The organism is Luteimonas yindakuii, assembly GCF_004803715.2.
GTDB classification, from domain to species: Bacteria; Pseudomonadota; Gammaproteobacteria; order Xanthomonadales; family Xanthomonadaceae; genus Luteimonas; species Luteimonas yindakuii.
In genome coordinates this window covers 649582-666100 of record NZ_CP039383.2, presented here as the reverse complement: position 1 = coordinate 666100, position 16519 = coordinate 649582, and the positions used below count along the sequence as shown (strand labels likewise).

20 protein-coding genes and 1 tRNA gene are annotated in these 16519 nt (G+C 67.5%); 5 read left to right on the top strand and 16 right to left on the bottom strand.

The features are described from left to right. From E5843_RS03015 to E5843_RS02975, 9 genes are all read right to left on the bottom strand, one after another. Complete coding sequence (locus tag E5843_RS03015; protein WP_136411782.1) at window positions 1–417, bottom strand: prepilin-type N-terminal cleavage/methylation domain-containing protein; 417 nt, start codon at window positions 415–417, stop codon at window positions 1–3. Beyond that, the gene (locus E5843_RS03010; RefSeq protein WP_279631941.1) at window positions 407–838 is read right to left on the bottom strand and encodes a prepilin-type N-terminal cleavage/methylation domain-containing protein; all 432 of its coding nucleotides are present in this window, start codon (window positions 836–838) and stop codon (window positions 407–409) included. Before E5843_RS03010 ends, E5843_RS03015 begins: the two co-directional genes overlap by 11 nt. After that, window positions 807–1244: a type II secretion system major pseudopilin GspG gene (gene gspG, locus E5843_RS03005; RefSeq protein WP_136411780.1), complete on the bottom strand. Its 438-nt coding sequence runs from the start codon at window positions 1242–1244 to the stop codon at window positions 807–809. Before gspG ends, E5843_RS03010 begins: the two co-directional genes overlap by 32 nt. 22 nt (window positions 1245–1266) lie before the next feature. Continuing rightward, entirely contained in the window at window positions 1267–2466 is a 1200-nt protein-coding gene (locus tag E5843_RS03000; protein WP_141065655.1) for a type II secretion system F family protein, read from the bottom strand. Between the two features lies 1 nt (window position 2467). Beyond that, window positions 2468–4192, bottom strand: a complete 1725-nt coding sequence (locus tag E5843_RS02995) for a GspE/PulE family protein (protein WP_136411778.1) — start codon at window positions 4190–4192, stop codon at window positions 2468–2470. 58 nt (window positions 4193–4250) lie between these two features. Beyond that, window positions 4251–5627 (bottom strand): pyridoxal-phosphate dependent enzyme, encoded by a 1377-nt coding sequence (locus tag E5843_RS02990; protein ID WP_136411777.1) that lies wholly within the window; start codon window positions 5625–5627, stop codon window positions 4251–4253. Between the two features lie 112 nt (window positions 5628–5739). Further along, window positions 5740–5961 carry an HP1242/YdcH family protein gene (locus E5843_RS02985; RefSeq protein WP_134674938.1) on the bottom strand — a complete coding sequence of 74 codons (222 nt, stop codon included), beginning with the start codon at window positions 5959–5961 and terminating at the stop codon, window positions 5740–5742. Window positions 5962–6345: 384 nt separating this feature from the next. Beyond that, window positions 6346–6930, bottom strand: coding sequence for a hypothetical protein (locus E5843_RS02980; protein ID WP_141065654.1), 585 nt, complete (start codon window positions 6928–6930; stop codon window positions 6346–6348). A 2-nt stretch (window positions 6931–6932) separates the two neighbouring features. Beyond that, on the bottom strand, window positions 6933–7313 hold the full coding sequence (locus E5843_RS02975) for a DUF4398 domain-containing protein (RefSeq protein ID WP_134674940.1): 381 nt from the start codon (window positions 7311–7313) through the stop codon (window positions 6933–6935). 91 nt (window positions 7314–7404) lie between these two features. Between E5843_RS02975 and E5843_RS02970 the strand changes: the two genes are divergently transcribed. Then, on the top strand, window positions 7405–8523 hold the full coding sequence (locus tag E5843_RS02970) for a PilT/PilU family type 4a pilus ATPase (RefSeq protein ID WP_134674941.1): 1119 nt from the start codon (window positions 7405–7407) through the stop codon (window positions 8521–8523). Window positions 8524–8614: 91 nt separating this feature from the next. Here the strand turns inward: E5843_RS02970 and maiA are convergent, their stop codons facing one another. The 6 genes from maiA to rplM all read right to left on the bottom strand — a co-directional run bounded on the left by maiA (window position 8615) and on the right by rplM (window position 12494). Next, window positions 8615–9271 (bottom strand): maleylacetoacetate isomerase, encoded by a 657-nt coding sequence (gene maiA / locus E5843_RS02965; RefSeq protein WP_134674942.1) that lies wholly within the window; start codon window positions 9269–9271, stop codon window positions 8615–8617. A gap of 86 nt (window positions 9272–9357) precedes the next feature. Beyond that, a complete protein-coding gene (locus E5843_RS02960) occupies window positions 9358–10344 on the bottom strand; it encodes a fumarylacetoacetate hydrolase family protein (protein WP_134674943.1) in 987 nt (328 codons plus the stop codon). 238 nt (window positions 10345–10582) lie between these two features. Next, window positions 10583–11326, bottom strand: a complete 744-nt coding sequence (locus E5843_RS02955; protein WP_136411773.1) for a 2OG-Fe dioxygenase family protein — start codon at window positions 11324–11326, stop codon at window positions 10583–10585. Window positions 11327–11525: 199 nt separating this feature from the next. Continuing rightward, window positions 11526–11600 (bottom strand) — tRNA-Gln (locus E5843_RS02950). A gap of 69 nt (window positions 11601–11669) precedes the next feature. Next, window positions 11670–12062, bottom strand: coding sequence for a 30S ribosomal protein S9 (gene rpsI, locus E5843_RS02945; RefSeq protein ID WP_134674945.1), 393 nt, complete (start codon window positions 12060–12062; stop codon window positions 11670–11672). A gap of 3 nt (window positions 12063–12065) precedes the next feature. Then, entirely contained in the window at window positions 12066–12494 is a 429-nt protein-coding gene (rplM, locus tag E5843_RS02940) for a 50S ribosomal protein L13 (RefSeq protein ID WP_134674946.1), read from the bottom strand. A 218-nt stretch (window positions 12495–12712) separates the two neighbouring features. Here rplM and coq7 point away from each other — a divergent pair, with 218 nt between their 5' ends. Further along, entirely contained in the window at window positions 12713–13354 is a 642-nt protein-coding gene (gene coq7, locus E5843_RS02935; protein WP_136411771.1) for a 2-polyprenyl-3-methyl-6-methoxy-1,4-benzoquinone monooxygenase, read from the top strand. Between the two features lie 108 nt (window positions 13355–13462). Here the strand turns inward: coq7 and speD are convergent, their stop codons facing one another. Next, window positions 13463–14254, bottom strand: a complete 792-nt coding sequence (gene speD, locus E5843_RS02930; RefSeq protein WP_134674948.1) for an adenosylmethionine decarboxylase — start codon at window positions 14252–14254, stop codon at window positions 13463–13465. A gap of 184 nt (window positions 14255–14438) precedes the next feature. Here speD and crp point away from each other — a divergent pair, with 184 nt between their 5' ends. From crp to E5843_RS02915, 3 genes are all read left to right on the top strand, one after another. Then, window positions 14439–15071, top strand: coding sequence for a cAMP-activated global transcriptional regulator CRP (crp, locus tag E5843_RS02925; RefSeq protein ID WP_136413010.1), 633 nt, complete (start codon window positions 14439–14441; stop codon window positions 15069–15071). A 5-nt stretch (window positions 15072–15076) separates the two neighbouring features. Next, window positions 15077–15541, top strand: coding sequence for a GNAT family N-acetyltransferase (locus E5843_RS02920; protein WP_134674950.1), 465 nt, complete (start codon window positions 15077–15079; stop codon window positions 15539–15541). Between the two features lie 133 nt (window positions 15542–15674). Then, window positions 15675–16430 carry a sulfite exporter TauE/SafE family protein gene (locus E5843_RS02915; protein ID WP_134674951.1) on the top strand — a complete coding sequence of 252 codons (756 nt, stop codon included), beginning with the start codon at window positions 15675–15677 and terminating at the stop codon, window positions 16428–16430. Window positions 16431–16519 lie beyond the last annotated feature (89 nt).

Genomic DNA, 16519 nt, shown 5'->3' with positions numbered 1-16519 from the left:
TCACAGCTCCGCCGGCGCCCGGACCTGGCGGTAGCCGACCTTGCGCACGTCGAACTCGCGGATCAGGGCGCCATCGCGGCGTAGCGTCAATTGCAGCCGGTGGAGCCCGACGTCGTGCAGGCCGGGCGCGAGGTAGCCAGTGGCGGAGGGACGAGCCGGTTCCAGCAAGGTCGAGGTCCACGACACCGTGTACGGCGGAAACTGCAGTTCGCCCTTCGGTGACTCGGTGGGATTGAGCTGTTCCACCCAGGCCAGGGCGTTGCGCATGGCGGCGTCGGCTGTGCGCGAGTCCTCGGCGCGACCGACCATCTGCATCGACTGGCTCATTGCCGCGAACAGCGCCAGGCCGGCAGCAGCCAGGATCGCCAGCGCGACCACGGCTTCCAGCAGCGAGAATCCCCGCTGGTCAGGGCGCATCGCTCACCCCACAGTCGGGCGCTGCAAGCGCCCAGTCCTCGACCGTGCCCGCACCACTCACGCGCAGCACGGCCGGGTGGCAAAAACCATTGATCTCCACGCGCAGCGCAGTGACCGGCGCAACCAACCAGCCCTCCGGCAGCGCAAGCAGCTCCGTGAGTTCCGCCTCCGAGGCATTCCCCGGCCGGAGTGACAACGCCTGTGTCTGCGCCCGCGCGATGAAGGGAAGTTGCTCGATGCTGCGCAGCACCTCGGCGCGGTCGCCACTGCTGGCGATTGCCTGGTAGGTGCGCTGCAGGCGAGGCGCGACCATGGCGGCCATCACGCTGATCAGGAACAGGACAACCAGCAACTCCAGCAGGCTGAACCCGGCAACGGGGCGGCCGCGGTCAGCGCGGGGGCAGGAAACCCACGTCGGCATCGTTGCCCTCGCCGCCCGGTTCGCCATCGGCACCCAGGGAGTACAGCGCGAAACCCATGCCATCGGGGCCGGGAATGGAGTACAGGTACGGGCGGTTCCATGGGTCCTCGGGGACCGCCTCGTCGAGATAAGGGCCGCGCCAGCGGGCGCGAGCGCGCTCGTCCGACGGCGCCCTGAACAGGACCGACAGCCCCTCTTCATCCGTAGGCAGCCGTCCGACCTCGAGCCTGTAGGTCTCGACCGCACCGCGCAGCATGCGGATCTGGGTCTCGGCCACCTGCACCTTGGATGCGTCGACACGGCTGAACAGCCGCGGGCCGACCAGGCTGGCGATCAGGCCGATAAGGACCAGCACCACCAGCATTTCCAGCAGGGTGAAGCCAGCAGATCGGGACGGGGCGCGCATGCGGGAACTCCGGTAAATCTGTTCAGAGGGGGACGTCGTTGACGCTGGTGATCGCCAGAATGATGGCCGTAACGATGGTGCCGATCACGGCGCCGATGACAATGATCGCGAGCGGTTCGATCAATTGTAGCGCGCGCTTCATGCGGTCACGGCCTGTTGTTTCGTAGAGCCGTGCAAGCGCGGCAAGCAGTTTTGGTAGCTCGCCACTGGTTTCGCCCACGGCCACAAGGTCGTATCCGGTGGGATTGAGGGCACGGTGTTCGCGCAGCGCCGCAGAGAGACTGCTACCGCTCTTCACCGCCTGCGCTACGCGCGTGAGGCGTGACCGCAGGAAGCCAAGACGCACGGATCCGGCAGCCAATCCGAGCGCGCGAATCAACTCGACCCTGCCCACGAGCAGCGCCGACAATGTGCCGGCCCATCGCCCCACTTCCGCCTCGACCAGCCAATCACCGAGCACGGGCAGGCGCGCGGCGTTCTCCTGGAAGGCCTCGCGTACGGCAGGTCTCCGCACGATCGCGCGCACGGCCAGTGCCAGTGCGAGCAACACAACTCCCACCAGGCTCGCGTGCTCGCTCAACCAGACTCCGGTGGCGATGGTCCAACGCGACATCGTCGGCATCTGGTCGCCGTGCTGCGCGAGCATGCCGCCAAACCGTGGCACCACCCACATGAAGATGATGCCCACCGCCGCGAAGCCCGAGCCCACCAGGACGCTGGGGTAGATCAGCGCTCCCCGCATCTCCTGTCGCACACGCTGGTCGTATTCGAATTGCTCTACACCGCTACGCAGGGATTCGGGCAGGCGGCCGGTTGCCTCGCCTGCCTGTACCAGCTGATGGAAATACTCCGGCACCTCCAGCGCCGAAGCTCGCATCGCGGTTGAGAAGCTCTCGCCACGACGCACCTGCTTTTCCATGCTGGAGAAGGCACCCGTCAGGCCCGGATGGTGGCTGGAGCGTGCAAGCGAAGACAGCGCTGTTACCAGGGCCACTCCCGCCTCAAGCAGTGTGGTGAATTCCTGAAGTATCAGTTGCAGTTCGCGATTGCCCGGCTTACCACGCCGCCGGCCGGCCCACCAACCCTCCCGCTGCGGCACGAGTGAGAAGACGGTCAATCCGGACGTCGTCAGCCGGCGCATGGCCTCGCGTTCCCCGGTCTCCTCGATGGTGCCCGAGGCGTTGGCGCCGCTGCGATCGACGGCTTCGTAGCGGAACAGCACGTCAGGCGTCCGCCGGCATGCCGCCGGTGACGCGCGCGACTTCCTCAACCGTCGTCAGGCCCTGGCGCGCTTTCAGCAGGCCGTCCACGCGCAGTGTGCGCGCACCTTCACTGTCGGCCTGCTCGCGCATGCGCTCGGTAGTGGCCTGTTGCATGACCAGCTCCTGCATGGCCGGCGTCACGTCAACGAGTTCATAAATGCCCAGCCGCCCGCGATACCCCGTGCCTTGGCACGCGGAACACCCGACTGCGCGGCGCCAGTTTGCGGCACTCTTGTCCTCGACCCAGGGGGCGATGGATTGTTCAACGGAGGCAAGCGACGGGTTGTCGACGGCGCTGCACGCGGGACACAGGCGGCGCACCAGGCGCTGCGCCTGCACCGCGCGCACGCTGGACGCAACCAGGAAGGGTTCCACCCCCATATCGACAAGGCGCGTGAATGCGCTGACAGCGTCGTTGGTATGAAGCGTGGAGAGCACCAGATGACCCGTGAGCGCCGATTGCACTGCGATCTCGGCGGTTTCCAGATCGCGGATCTCGCCGATCATGATGACGTCGGGATCCTGCCGCAGGATCGCGCGCAGGGCGCGCGCGAATGTGTAGCCGATCTCGGCATTTGCCTGGATCTGGGTCACACCGCCCACCTGGTATTCGACTGGATCCTCGACCGTGATCATCTTGCGGTCGCGCTGGTTCATTTCTTCCAGCACTGCGTACAAGGTGGTCGACTTGCCGGAGCCGGTCGGACCGGTCACCAGCACGATGCCGTGGGGCTCACGTGCCCAGCCGCGGAACATGCGCAAGTCACGCGGCGACAGGCCAAGGCGCTCAAGGCTGAGGTCCTGACGCTCCTTGGGCAGCAGGCGCATGACCAGCGATTCCCCATGCACAGCCGGGACCGCCGAGACGCGGATGTCCACCTCGCGGCCGCTTACGCGAGCCGAAAGCCGCCCATCCTGCGGAAGACGTCGCTCGGCGATGTCCATGCCGGAGATCAGCTTGATGCGTGATGCCACTGCCGGATAACGGCTGGCTGGCAATGTCATGCGCGTGTGCAGAATGCCGTCGATGCGCAATCTGACGTTGAACTGCTGCTCTTCGGGTTCGACGTGCACGTCGGATGCACGCTGGTCCATCGCCTGCGCCAACATATTGTTGACCAGCTCGATGACCGGGGCTTCCTCGGCCAATTCGCGCAGATGGCTGACATCGTCGTTGTCGACATCTTGGTCGCCACGACGACGCGACAGTTGTTCCACCAGGCGATCCACATCCTGGGCACGAGCCAGGCACCAACCCCAGCCCTGCTCGCCCAGCTCGCGCTCAAGTACTTCGTTCAGCAGTGGCGACAGTGGATCGCGTGCCACCGCCAACAATCGGCCGTCATTCGTCTTCCAGGCCACCACGCCGTGATCAACCCACCACTCGGGCGGCATCCCAGTGGCCGACAGCGCAGCCATGAACATCTCGGGCTCTGCCGGCCAGTCCGCCGAGTCCAGTAACGGCATATCCAGCTGACGGCCCAGGACGGGAAGGAGCGACTCTTCCGAGACGGCGCCCAGGCGCACCAGAATGCTGCCAATGCGCCCGCCAAACTGCTGCTGGAACGTCAGTGCCTTCGCAACATCGGCGTGGGTAACGAGCCCCTCCGCAACCAGAAGCTCCCCCAAACGACGCGGGGCCGGCGGTACGGGTAGTTCCGCTGCAAATGGGGTAGCCGAGTGCATTGCGATTCGGGGAACTTTGGGTCGCGCAGGATAGCAGGCGCTACGAACGCACCAGTGCCTACTGCACCCGCCGCCGCAGATAGTTCAGCAGGTCGATGCGGGTGATCAGGCCGAGGAAGCGCTCGCCGTCGACGACGATCGCCACCTGGCCGCGATCGAAGACCGGCAGCAGTGCCTCGATCGGCGACTTCACGTCGAGGCGGTCGAGCTTGCTGACCATCGCGGTGGACACCGGGTCGCGGAACCGCGCCTCGTCGCCGTAGACGTGCAGCAGCACGTCGGATTCGTCGACGATACCGACCAGGCGGTCGCCCTCCATCACCGGCAGCTGCGACACGTCGTAGAGCTTCATCCGCTGGTAGGCGGTGATGAGGAGGTCGGTCGGCGCCACCACCACGGTGTCGCGCTGGGCGTACGGGCGCAGGATCAGGTCGCGCAGGTCGCCGTGCTGCTCGCGCTCGAGGAAGCCGTTGTCCAGCATCCAGTAGTCGTTGTACATCTTCGACAGGTACTTGTTGCCGGTGTCGCAGACGAACACCAGCACCTTCTTCGGCGTGGTCTGCTCGCGGCAGTACTTCAGCGCCGCGGCCAGCAGGGTGCCGGTGGACGAGCCACCGAGGATGCCCTCCTTCTCCAGCAGCTCGCGCGCGGTGAGGAAGCTCTCCTTGTCGCCGATCGCATAGGCCTTCTTCACCCGCGAGAAGTCCGAGATCGACGGCAGGAAGTCCTCGCCGATCCCCTCGACCATCCAGCTGGCGGACTTGTCGCTGAGCGTGCCCTCGTTGATGTACTCGGTGAGGATCGATCCGACCGGGTCGGCGAGGATCATCTCGACATGGGGCGCCTGCTCGGCAAAGCAGCGCGACAGGCCGGTCATGGTGCCGGAGCTGCCGCAGCCAAACACGATCGCGTCCAGCCCGCCGACGTCAGCCATCTGCCGGAGGATCTCGGGGCCGGTGCCGTGCTCGTGCGCGGCGGGGTTGTCGGGGTTGCCGAACTGGTTGATGAAGTAGGCGCCGGGGGTCTCGGCGGCGATGCGCGCGGCGAGGTCCTGGTAGTACTCCGGATGGCCCTTGGCGACGTCGGAACGGGTCAGCACGACCTCCGCGCCCATCGCCTTGAGGTTGAAGATCTTCTCGCGGCTCATCTTGTCGGGGACGACGAGCACCAGCCGGTAGCCCTTCTGCTGCGCCACCAGCGCCAGGCCAATGCCGGTATTGCCCGCCGTGCCCTCGACCAGGGTGTCGCCGGGCCGGATATCGCCACGCGCCTCGGCGGCTTCGATCATGCTCATGCCGATGCGGTCCTTGATGGAGCCGCCCGGGTTCTGGTTCTCGAGCTTGAAGTAGAGCTCGCACACGCCGGTATCGAGGCGCTGGGCCTTGACGATGGGCGTGTCGGCGATGAGGTCGAGAACGGAAGCGTGGATGGGCATGGGATCGCGGCCGTGATGCGGACCCGCGATTATCGCACTCCCGTCCCGCGGATACCCCGCGGGCGGCACCGGCCGACGAGGGAACCGGTGCCGCCCGCGGGTAGGGACGCGCTCAGTGGTTCTGCAAGGTGTCGTACATGCGGACCAGTCGGTCCTTGGCGTGGAGCTTTTCGCGCTTCATCTGCGCCAGGGTCGTTTCATCGATCGGCAGCACGCCGAGTTCGGCATCCATGACTTTCTTGTCCAGTTCCTTGTGATGGTGGTACAGGCGCCGGAACTCCGGGTTGGCCTGGAACACCGCTTCGATTTCGGCCTGGGGTTGCCCTTCGAACATGATGGAAGCCTCCTGTCAGCAGCTCTGTTGCACAGACAGGAACGCCCCGGCGAAGACCGGGGCGTTCCTGGGGGTCAGACCACACCGCGTACGCCCAGCCGCCCCGTACCGCAGCGTCGCCGTTGGGCGGGCTGGGGCGGCTGGGGCGATGGGCACGTACGACATATGCAGTGGCCTGGACGGCGGTACCGCAGTGGCACCGCTTCGAATCGACCCTACTCCTCGGCCACAACCCGGGCAAGGGTGTGCGTCATCACTTTGCGACCGCGGGCAACTTCCACTTCGGCGGTCTTTGAGGGTAATCGCGGCGCCATCGCGCGGCGCGACCCCATTCACCCAACCTCTTGATTTTATTGAACCCGGCCTGAGCGCCCCGGCTCCAGCTCAGTCGCCGTCCTGCTCGGCCTGGCGCAGCAGCTCGGCTTCGCGACGGGCGAGCTCGGCATCACGCGCACGTGCGGCCCGCAGCTTCGCCGCCTGGTCGCTCGCCACGCCCTCAAGCACGGTCTCGGCCTGCTGGCGGGCGGTCAGCTCGGAATCGGCGGCAGCACGCAGGCGGGCCGTCTCCTCCGCCTGGATCTGCGCCTGGATGCGCAGGCGCTCGGCCTCGGCGCGTGCCCGCGCGGCCTCCTGGCGACTGGCCTCGACCAGCAGGTCCGCACGGGTGCGGTCCAGGCGATCGATCTCGCGACGCAGCGCCTCGCTACGCGCGGCGGTTTCGGCGGTATCCACGCGCCAGCCGGCCACCTGCCGCAGCGCGTCGCGGTCGCGCGCGCGCGCATTGACGTAGGCATCGATGGCCTGGCGGGCCTGCAACCGTTCGAGCTGGGCGAAACCGCTGGTGGCGGGATCCATCTCGAGGGCCTGCAGGCGCCGGCCCAGCATGTCGGTCTCGTCGATGGCCTGCGCCGCAGCGGAGCCTGCGACAGCGGCCAGCAGGAGGAAGGGCAGCACTGAAATGGCTTTCATGTTCATTCCTCGTCGATCTGCAACTGGCGGCGCAGGTCGGTGATCTGGGCGCGGTGACGGGCGAGTTCCGCCTGCGCGACTGCCTCGCGGCTGCGGGCTGCGGCGAGGTCGGCGAGCGCCGCCGCCGACAGCGCGGCCGAACGGGCCTCGGCATCGCGGCCCGCGGCAAGGGCCGATTGCGCCTGTGCCAGCAGCGCGCGTGCCTGTTCGATGTCCTGGAAGGCGTACTGGTCGGCATCGGCGCTGGCGGCGCGGGTGACGGCCTGTTGCGCGGTCGCGACCTCGGACGTCGGCGGCGGAACGGTAGCGCAAGCTGTGAGCGCCAGCACGCTTGCCAGTGCGCAGGCCTGCAGGAACCGTGGGAAGTGTGCGAAAGTGGACATCGGGCCGCGCCGGGTGGGGAACCTGCGGCCAATTGTCTGCAGCATGTGCCCGCCGCGCAATGACCGGCTGGCCAGACCAAGGGGATCGCACATGGACATCGGCTATTTCCTGAAGCTGATGACGGAAAAGAACGCGTCGGACATGTTCCTGACCACCGGCGCGCCGGTGTACATCAAGGTCGAGGGCAAGCTGTACCCCCTCGGCAATACCGGCCTGCCGGCAGGGATGGTCAAGAAGATCGCCTACTCGTTGATGGATGAGGGACAGGTGCCGGTGTTCGAGCGCGAGCTCGAGCTCAACATGGCGCTGTCGCTGCAGGACGCCGGGCGCTTCCGCGTCAACGTGTTCAAACAGCGCGGCGAGATGGGCATGGTGATCCGCTCCATCCGCAGCACCATTCCGTCGATCGAGGAACTGCAGCTGCCGCAGGTGCTCAAGCAGATCGTGATGGCTCCACGCGGGCTGGTGCTGATCGTGGGCTCGACCGGCTCCGGCAAGTCGACCACGCTGGCGTCGATGATCGACTACCGCAACTCGAGCACCTCGGGCCACATCCTCACTATCGAGGATCCGATCGAGTACCTGCACCGGCACAAGAAGTCGATCGTCAACCAGCGCGAGGTGGGGCTCGACACCCACACCTTCCACAACGCGCTCAAGAACGCGATGCGCGAGGCGCCGGATGTCATCCTGATCGGCGAGATCCTCGACGCGACGACGATGGAGGCAGCGATCGCCTTCGCCGAGACCGGCCATCTGTGCCTGGCGACGCTGCACTCCAACAATGCCGACCAGACCATCGAACGCATCCTCAACTTCTTCAACGAGGCCGCGCACAAGAACGTGCTGATGAACCTCGCGCTGAACCTCAAGGCGGTGGTCAGCCAGCGCCTGGTGGTCGGCCGCGACGGCCGCCGCATGCCGGCGGCGGAAGTGCTGATCAATACGCCGATGATCCGCGACCTGCTGCGACGCGGGCAGGTGCACGAGATCAAGCAGGCGATGGAGGACTCGCTGGAAGAAGGCATGGAGAGCTTCGACCAGTGCCTGTTCCGCCTGTACAAGGAAGGCCGCATCGAGATGGAGGAGGCGCTGAAGGCCGCCGACTCGCGCGACGGCCTGGCGCTGAAGTTCCGCCTGTCGGAGGGCGGCGACGTGCACGATCCCTATGCCGACGTCTACTCGCCGGGCGAGGAACTGATCCGCTGACTGCATGCGCGCCGGACAGCCTCCGGCGCCCTGCCCGCTCCACCACCCTGCACCCGCAGCGGGGCTCCCACGACACCGATGCAGTCGCGCCTCAGGGCGCGTCGGGCTGTTTTTCCGGGCGCGCGGCATCGAACGCGGGCAACGCCAGGCAGGCCTGCTCGATGCGCAGCAAGGTCGGGAACGGCGACAGATCCACGCCGAAGCGGCGCGCGTTGTAGAGCTGCGGCACCAGGCAGCAGTCGGCCAGGCCGGGGCTCGTGCCTTCGCAGAACGCGTCGGTGGACGGGTGGCCGTCGAGCAGTGCCTCGAACGCGCCCAGCCCTTCCACCATCCAGTGCTGCATCCATACCTCGCGCTCGGGCTGCGGCACGTTCCACTCGTGCTCAAAGAAGCGCATCACCCGCAGGTTGTTGAGCGGATGGATTTCGCAGGCCACCAGCTGCGCGAGTTCGCGCACGCGCTGCCGGCCACGCGCGGTCGACGGCAGCAGCGGTGGCTCCGGCCAGACCTCGTCGAGGTACTCCAGGATCGAGAGCGACTGCCGCATGCGACGCTGCCCGTGCACGAGCATCGGCACCAGCTTCTGCGGGGCGTGTTCGGCGTACGCGGGCGCGAGCTGCTCGCCGCCGTTGCGCACCAGGTGCACCGGCATGATGTCGTAGGGAAGGCGCTTGAGGTTCAGGCCGATGCGCACGCGGTAGGCGGCGCTCGATCGCCAGTAGGAATACAGCGCCAGGCGCTCGCTCATCTGTCCCCGTCCCCTTCGGCACCCCCGTGCCAGCCGTGCACGTTAACGCGTTCAGCGCGCGCGGGGAATGCCGCGCGCGCGGATGCTCAGACCGCCTGTCGTTCGATGCGCTGTTCGATGGCACCGAAGATCGAATCGCCGCGCGCATCCAGCATCTCGATGCGCACCGTATCGCCAAAGGCGAGGAACGGGGTCAGCGGCTTGCCGTGTTCGAGCGTCTCCACGGTGCGCTTCTCGGCGAAGCACGACGCACCCTTGCCGGTGTCCTGGTTGGCGATCGTGCCCGAGCCGACGATGGTGCCGGCCGACAACGGGCGGGTCTTCGCCACGTGCGCGACCAGTTGCGCGAAGTCGAACTGCATGTCCACGCCGGCCTCGGGCGCGCCGAACCACTCGCCGTTGACGTGGGTGAGCAGCGGCAGGTGCAGCTTGTTGTCGCGCCAGGCGTCGCCCAGTTCGTCGGGAGTGACGAACACCGGGCTCAGCGCCGAGCGCGGCTTGGACTGCAGGAAGCCGAAGCCCTTGGCCAGCTCGCCGGGGATCAGGTTGCGCAGCGACACGTCGTTGACCAGGCCGACCAGCTGGATGTGGCCCGCGGCCTGCTCCGGCGTCGCCGCCATCGGCACGTCGTCGGTGATCACCACGATCTCGGCCTCGAGGTCGATGCCGTAGTCCTCGCTGACCACGCGCACCGGGTCGCGCGGGCCGAGGAAACCGGCGCTGGTGGCCTGGTACATCAGCGGGTCGGTGTAGAAGCTCTCCGGCACCTCGGCACCCCGCGCGCGGCGCACGCGCTCGACGTGCGGAAGGTAGGCGCTGCCATCGACGAATTCGTAGGCGCGTGGCAGCGGCGACGCCAGCGCGGCGATGTCGAGCTCGAACACGCCATCGACGTCGCCGGCTTCGAGTTGCTGCGCAAGCGCGTTGAGCCGCGGCGCGATGTTCGACCAGTCCTCGAGTGCGCGCTGCAGGGTCGGCGCGATGCCATCGGCGCGCACGGCGCGGGCCAGGTCACGCGAGACGACGACGAGGGTGCCGTCGCGGCCGCCCTCCTTCAGGGAACCAAGCTTCATTGCCGCTCCGCAAAACAGTGCAAAGCGGGAATTGTAGCGGCGCGGCCTGAAGTCGTGGTTCCAGCCGCGGATCGACGCAAACGCGGAGGAGTGCGGATCCACGGCGCTTCGCGGCTCCGGATCCGGTAGTCACCGGTGAAGCCCTGCGTGGCGCGCCTTCCGCGTGGCGGAATGCACGGCGTGGCAGGCGTGAACTCCGCTGCGCCACCGGCCCGCGTTGATGACCGCCGAAGCGCCCTCAGTCGTCGCCCTGGAAATTGCCCGCCCGCAGGGTGATGACCAGCGTGTCGCGATGCCCGTGCCCGTCCACCGGCTGGATCGGCGTGGATTCGTGGATCACCCGCGCGTCGTCAAGCAGCAGCAGCGACCACGGCTCGGACAGGGTGAAGCGCTGCCCGTCGGGGCCGTCCGCGTCGAACACGCGGGTTTCGCCGCCCTTGATGGCATGGCGGCCCACCATGCACACGGCGACGAGATCCACGCCATCACGGTGCGCGCCCTCGGGCGTGGGGCGTCCGATGCCGTCGCTGGTGTCGATGCGGAACTGGTGCGCCTCGACGTACCACGGCTGCGCCCCATGCAGCGCGTCACCGATTCCAGCAAGGCCCTGCAGCAGCCCGTTCCACGCCGGCGCCGCCACAACGGGCTCCTCGACCGGTTCGAACCAGCGGCGCATGCCGCCGTGCAACGCGTTGTAGTCGCGCGGCTGCCAGTGCGCGCGGTGCGGCGCGAGCTGGATCGAACCGGCCGCGTGATCGACGACGAAACAGGAGTGGCGGCGATGGCGGTAGCGACCACCATCCAGCAGGTAGGTATCGGGTGGCAGGCGCTCCCAGCTCCCGCGCATGTCCTCGAACGCGCCTGCGCCCACGCCGGCCAGTGCGGCCACGTCGGCGGCCGTCAGCACCGCGTAGCCTCGCGCGCGCATCGTCGCGACGACATCGGCAAGCGGGGTGCAGGAGGGAGCGAGGTCGGGCGTCATGCGAGGGTCCTGGAAGGTCGCGGGTGGCCGCCCGCACATTGTCCTGCCAGGCCACGGCAGGAACCAGCGTGCGATGGCGCTACGCAGCGGGCTGCCGCGCACCGCTGCCGGCATCCCCGCGCCGGACCCACGGCCCACAACGGAAAAACCCGCCTCGCGGCGGGTTCTTCGCACCCCCGCACGCGGCGGGAGTTGGATCTGGCAGCCCCGGAAGGATTCGAACCTCCGAATGCCTGAGTCAGAGTCAGGTGCCTTACCGCTTGGCGACGGGGCTGTGGGAAGCGGATTGTAGCGTCGACCGGCCGGATGCGTACAGAGGGTACGCAGGCCCGGCGCGATGCGATTAACGCTTGGAGAACTGGGTCGCGCGGCGGGCCTTGTGCAGACCGACCTTCTTGCGCTCGACCTCGCGGGCGTCGCGGGTCATGAAGCCGGCCTTGCGCAGCTCGGTCTTCAGCGACTCGTCGTACTCGACCAGCGCGCGGGCGATGCCGAGGCGGATCGCACCGGCCTGGCCGGTGGTGCCGCCGCCGGACGCGGTGACCAGCACATCGAACTTGTCGGTGTTCTGGGTCAGCTCGAGCGGCTGGCGCACGATCATGCGCGCGGTCTCGCGGCCGAAGAACTCGTCGAGCGGACGGCCGTTGACGTTGATGTTGCCGCTGCCCTTGCGCAGGAACACGCGGGCGACGGAGGACTTGCGACGGCCAGTGCCGTAATTCTGCGAAATAGCCATGACTTAGAGTTCCAGGGGCTGCGGCTGCTGGGCGGTGTGCGGATGCTCCGTACCCTTGTAGACCTTGAGCTTGCGGTACATCGCGCGGCCCAGCGTGTTCTTCGGCAGCATGCCCTTCACCGCGGTTTCGATCACGCGCTCCGGATGGCGCTCGAGCGCCTGCGCCAGCGTCTCGGTCTTGAGGTTGCCGATATAGCCGGTGAACCGGTGGTAGAGCTTGTCGGTGAGCTTCTTGCCGGTCACGGCCACCTTCTCGGCGTTGATCACGATGATGTAATCACCGGTGTCGACGTGCGGGGTGTAGACGGGCTTGTGCTTGCCACGGAGGCGGCGGGCGATTTCGCTGCTGAGGCGGCCGAGCGTCTTGCCGGAGGCATCGACGACGTACCAGTCACGCTGGACGGTCTCGGACTTGGCGGTGAAAGTCTTCATGACGGAATACTGGTACTCGAAGGTCGATGGTCGGGCTGGTTCCGGGCGGGCCGTTGCGGCCGGCGGAACGTCGCCTCGCGTTTTCGGTGCAACAAAGAAGCGGAATGATAGCCGGCCGCGGCCCGCCTCGCAAGCGGCGGCGGGTTTTCCCACACGGGGATTGGCGCGGCGGCCACCCGGGGCGAACATGATGCCAGCTCCCCACGCCCGACGCCGCCATGCACGCCCGACAGCTGACCTTCCTCGACCGCATCCTCGCCCAGGCCCAGCACGCCATGGATACCGTGCTCGGCGACCCGCCCGCCACGCGCCCCAACCCCGCCGCAGGCACCCCGGATGTCGCGCTGGAGCCGGCCGAACGCCGGCACGCGGCCGGCCTCATGCGCATCAACCATGTCGGCGAGGTCTGTGCGCAGGCGCTGTACGTGGGCCAGGCCGCGGTGGCGCGGGATGCACATACCCGCGAGCACCTCATGGCGGCCGCGCAGGAGGAAACCGACCATCTCGCCTGGTGCGCCGAGCGCCTGCGCGAGCTCGACGACCGCCCGAGCCTGTTCAACCCGCTGTGGTACGCCGGCAGCTATGCCATCGGCCTGGCTGCGGGGCTGCGTGGCGATGGCTGGAACCTGGGCTTCGTGGTCGAGACCGAACGCCAGGTCGAGGCCCATCTGGACGAGCACCTGCAGACGCTGCCGCCCGCCGACCTGCGCAGCCGCGCGATCCTCGAAACCATGAAGGCCGACGAGGCCCGCCACGCGGACGAGGCCGAGCGCGCCGGCGCCCGCGTACTGCCGCAGCCGATCCCGGCGGTGATGCGCCTGGCTTCGAAGGCGATGAAGACGGTGGCTTACAGGCTGTGATTGGTGATTCGTGATTGGTGATTCGTAAGAGCGACTCACGAAGCAAAGGCCCCGCCGAAGCGGGGCCTTTGCTTTCACGAATTACCAATCACGAATCACGGCACTCGATCAATCGGCCAGATTGCGGCCGTGGTAGAGCTCCTCGATCTCGCGCTTCAACCGTGCCTCGATCTTCATCCGCTCCTTGAAGGAGAGGTTGCGCGCCTTCTCCTCGAACAGGTACTGGTCGAGGTCGAACTCCTTCAGGTGCATCTTCGTGTGGAAGATGTTTTCCTGGTAGACGTTCACGTCAAGCGCGTCGTAGCGCGACTTGATGTTCTTGGCCAGGTAGTCCTGGATCGAGTTGATCTTGTGGTCGATGAAGTGCTTCTTGCCCTTGATGTCGCGGGTGAAGCCGCGCACCCGGTAGTCCATCACCACGATGTCGGACTCGAGGCTTTCGATCAGGTAGTTCAACGCCTTCAGCGGCGAGATCACGCCGCAGGTGGCGACGTCGATATCGGCGCGGAAGGTCGCGATGCCGTTGTCCGGATGGGTCTCCGGATAGGTGTGCACGGTGATGTGCGACTTGTCCAGGTGCGCGACCACCGCATCCGAGATCACGCCCTTGGCATCCTTGCGGTCGATCACCGGCTCCTCGGAAATGAGGATGGTCACCGACGCGCCCTGCGGGTCGTAGTCCTGGCGGGCGATGTTGAGGATGTTGGCGCCGATGATCTCGGCCACGTCGGTGAGGATCTGCGTCAACCGGTCCGCGTTGTACGCCTCGTCGATGTACTCGATGTAGCGACGACGCTCGTCCTCGGACGACGCGTAACACACGTCGTAGATGTTGAAGGACAGGGCCTTCGTAAGATTGTTGAACCCCTGGAGCTTCAGGCGGGGCAGCGGCTTGACCACTCGGTCGACCTCTGGCTGAGACGGCGAAAGGCGAATTATGGGGCAATCGGGCAGACTTCGCTGTACCGGAGTTTGCCCGGCGCGCCGGGACCGCCTACTCTCCGGTGCTTCCCCGACTGTTCAGGCAATGAGCGTACGCGCTGTGGCCGTCATCCCCCTCCTCCAACGACCGGTGCATCCCCTTATGCCCACGCCGGCGACTATCGAACGATTCCTCGCCCATTGTCACCGCCGCCGTTACCCGGCGCGCACCGATGTCTTCCGCCCCGGCGACCCCGCCGGCACGCTCTATTACGTCGTCAGCGGCTCGGTCAGCATCATCGCCGAGGAGGACGACGGTCGTGAGCTGGTGCTCGGCTATTTCGGCAACGGCGAGTTCGTTGGCGAAATGGGTCTGTTCATCGACTCCAACCGCCGCGAGGTGATCCTGCGCACGCGCATGCCCTGCGAGCTGGCGGAGATCAGCTACGAGCGCCTGCAGGCCCTGCTGGAAGGGCCGCTGTCCAACGACGCCACGCGGATCCTCTATGCCATCGGTGCGCAGCTGTCGCGGCGCCTGATCGACACCAGCCGCAAGGCCGGGCGGCTTGCCTTCCTCGACGTGACCGACCGCATCACCCGCACCCTGCACGACCTCACCCGCGAGCCCGAGGCGATGAGCCATCCGCAGGGCACGCAGCTGCGGGTGTCGCGCCAGGAGCTGGCGCGGCTGGTCGGCTGTTCGCGCGAGATGGCCGGGCGCGTCCTGAAGAAGCTGCAGATCGACGGCAAGCTGCACGCCCGCGGCAAGACCATCGTGCTGTACGGGACGCGCTGACCCGGATGATCACGGCCGGCCACGGCGTGTTGTCGGATGCCGACCTGCGCAGCGCGTCGCTGGTCGACGCCGACGACGTGGCGGCGCTGCTGTCGGAGATGGGCTATCCCTGCGACGTCGACGATGCCGCGCGTCGGATCAGCGCCATCATCGACAACGACCGCCAGGCGCTGGTGGTCGCGCGCTGCGACGGCGTGGTCTGTGGCCTGCTCGCGCTGGACTTCATGTACTACCTGCCGCTGGGCACGACCACCTGCCGCATCACCGCGCTGGTGGTGCGCAACGATGCGCAGGGTCGCGGGCTCGGCCGCAGGCTGCTCAAGGAAGCCGAGCGCCGCGCGCGCTTCGGCGGCGCGGCGCGGCTGGAGATCACCAGCGGCTCGCAGCGCAGCGACGCCCACGCCTTCTACAAGGCCTGCGGCTACAGCGACGGCACGCTGCGTTTCATCAAGCACCTCGGCGACGCCTGAGCTTCACCGCGCCGCCGGGCGCCCACGCTGCCGGCACGCCACCACTTGCTGATCGCGCGACTGCGATGACGCCACCGGCTTCACGGCCGATCATTACTCTGCGCGCTCGGCTACTCCGGCCACTGGAAGCTCCATGGAACTGACCGACGCCTTCTGGTGGTTCGTCCTGATCGGCCTCGGCGCGCAGCTCGTCGACGGCGCGCTGGGTATGGCGTTCGGACTGGTGTCGTCGTCGATCCTGCTCGGCATGGGCCTGCCCCCCGCGGCGGTCAGTGCCAGCGTGCACACCGCCGAGATCTTCACCACGGGCGCGTCGGGGGTGTCGCACCTCGCGTTCGGCAACGTCGACCGGCGGCTGTTCCTGCGCCTGGCCTTGCCGGGCATGGTCGGTGGCGTGATCGGCGCGTGGCTGCTGACGCAGCTGCCCGGCGACACCATCCGGCCGTTCGTCCACGCCTACCTGCTGGTGCTGGCGGTGCTGATCCTGCTGCGTGCGTTCGGCCGCACGCGCCCACCGCGCGAGGTGCGGCGCATCCCGGTGCTGGGCTTCGTCGCCGGCCTGCTGGATGCCAGTGGCGGTGGCGGCTGGGGGCCGATGGCGACCTCCACCCTGCTCGCCCGTGGTGGCCTTGCCCGTACCACCATCGGCACGGTCAATGCGTCGGAATTCCTGGTCACGCTGGCCATCTCGCTGACGTTCTTCCTGAGCATGGGCCTGGACCATCTGGAGATCGTGCTCGGCCTGCTGGTGGGCGGCATGGTGGCCGCGCCGCTGGCGGCGGTGCTGGTCAAGCACGTCAGGGAACGCTGGGTGCTGGGCGCGGTCGGTGCGCTGGTCGCGGCGATCAGCGGCTACAACATCGTGCGCGCCGGGCTCGGCATGTTCTGAACCTGCGGGGCAGCGGTGATTTATTGGCCAGTGCAGGCAGCACAGCTTGCAGGTCAGCCACTTGCACCACTTGTGCACAGCTTTCGCGG

What these genes read in the sequence shown, in the direction of transcription:
- E5843_RS02985 (WP_134674938.1), bottom strand. Translation starts at nt 5,961, where the DNA reads ATGTTCGAAGGGCAACCCCAGGCCGAAATCGAAGCGGTGTTCCAGGCC.
- E5843_RS02920 (WP_134674950.1), top strand. Translation starts at nt 15,077, where the DNA reads ATGATCACGGCCGGCCACGGCGTGTTGTCGGATGCCGACCTGCGCAGC.
- gspG (WP_136411780.1), bottom strand. Translation starts at nt 1,244, where the DNA reads ATGCGCGCCCCGTCCCGATCTGCTGGCTTCACCCTGCTGGAAATGCTG.
- E5843_RS03015 (WP_136411782.1), bottom strand. Translation starts at nt 417, where the DNA reads ATGCGCCCTGACCAGCGGGGATTCTCGCTGCTGGAAGCCGTGGTCGCG.
- rpsI (WP_134674945.1), bottom strand. Translation starts at nt 12,062, where the DNA reads ATGGCTATTTCGCAGAATTACGGCACTGGCCGTCGCAAGTCCTCCGTC.
- E5843_RS02955 (WP_136411773.1), bottom strand. Translation starts at nt 11,326, where the DNA reads ATGACGCCCGACCTCGCTCCCTCCTGCACCCCGCTTGCCGATGTCGTC.
- E5843_RS02960 (WP_134674943.1), bottom strand. Translation starts at nt 10,344, where the DNA reads ATGAAGCTTGGTTCCCTGAAGGAGGGCGGCCGCGACGGCACCCTCGTC.
- crp (WP_136413010.1), top strand. Translation starts at nt 14,439, where the DNA reads ATGCCCACGCCGGCGACTATCGAACGATTCCTCGCCCATTGTCACCGC.
- coq7 (WP_136411771.1), top strand. Translation starts at nt 12,713, where the DNA reads ATGCACGCCCGACAGCTGACCTTCCTCGACCGCATCCTCGCCCAGGCC.
- rplM (WP_134674946.1), bottom strand. Translation starts at nt 12,494, where the DNA reads ATGAAGACTTTCACCGCCAAGTCCGAGACCGTCCAGCGTGACTGGTAC.
- E5843_RS02975 (WP_134674940.1), bottom strand. Translation starts at nt 7,313, where the DNA reads ATGTCCACTTTCGCACACTTCCCACGGTTCCTGCAGGCCTGCGCACTG.
- maiA (WP_134674942.1), bottom strand. Translation starts at nt 9,271, where the DNA reads ATGAGCGAGCGCCTGGCGCTGTATTCCTACTGGCGATCGAGCGCCGCC.
- E5843_RS02990 (WP_136411777.1), bottom strand. Translation starts at nt 5,627, where the DNA reads ATGCCCATCCACGCTTCCGTTCTCGACCTCATCGCCGACACGCCCATC.
- E5843_RS02915 (WP_134674951.1), top strand. Translation starts at nt 15,675, where the DNA reads ATGGAACTGACCGACGCCTTCTGGTGGTTCGTCCTGATCGGCCTCGGC.
- E5843_RS02980 (WP_141065654.1), bottom strand. Translation starts at nt 6,930, where the DNA reads ATGAAAGCCATTTCAGTGCTGCCCTTCCTCCTGCTGGCCGCTGTCGCA.
- E5843_RS02995 (WP_136411778.1), bottom strand. Translation starts at nt 4,192, where the DNA reads ATGCACTCGGCTACCCCATTTGCAGCGGAACTACCCGTACCGCCGGCC.
- E5843_RS02970 (WP_134674941.1), top strand. Translation starts at nt 7,405, where the DNA reads ATGGACATCGGCTATTTCCTGAAGCTGATGACGGAAAAGAACGCGTCG.
- E5843_RS03010 (WP_279631941.1), bottom strand. Translation starts at nt 838, where the DNA reads ATGCCGACGTGGGTTTCCTGCCCCCGCGCTGACCGCGGCCGCCCCGTT.